Here is a 429-nt window from a genome sequence, read left to right as displayed (position 1 = left end):
TCTTTTCGTTTGATAAGCTCGTCCAACTCACGACGACAACGTCGGTACTCTTCAATCCAGCGATCGGCTTCGTTGAAGTCTTCTCTATGTAGCTCAAACCGAGCGCGGTTTAGGCAGGAATGACAACACTCATAGAGAGCAACGGCTAACTTCATGTCGCCTGGCAGAACGTTCATGATTTCACCCCCTTCATTTGAGACCAAACCGTTCCGGATACTTCTCCATCGCTTTGAAAACTGTCCGGAGCGCAATACGATTTTCATGAGTGACTTTTCCGTCCATCCATGTCAGTTCGGCTACAATGTTTTTATCCGTGTCCAGCAGGCTGATCGCATACATCGGTTCTGCAACGGTTTCAAACTCCATGACGGTCGCTTCGATTAGCCGAACAGTTCGGTATCGCTCTGTAATCTCTTTGGCGATGCTTGC

Annotated in this window: 1 protein-coding gene; it reads right to left on the bottom strand. The window is 48.5% G+C overall.

The genetic code is table 11. The features are described 5' to 3' along the window. Window positions 1-189: 189 nt before the first annotated feature. Window positions 190-429 (bottom strand): hypothetical protein (locus FOI68_RS23715; protein WP_185974037.1); only part of this gene is annotated, 240 nt, incomplete at its 5' end.

This window comes from Brevibacillus sp. LEMMJ03 (genome assembly GCF_007197875.1).
Classification (GTDB): Bacteria; Bacillota; Bacilli; order Brevibacillales; family Brevibacillaceae; genus Brevibacillus; species Brevibacillus thermoruber.
Note: the sequence above shows the minus strand (reverse complement) of the source record. Positions and strands in the feature narration are given on the sequence as shown.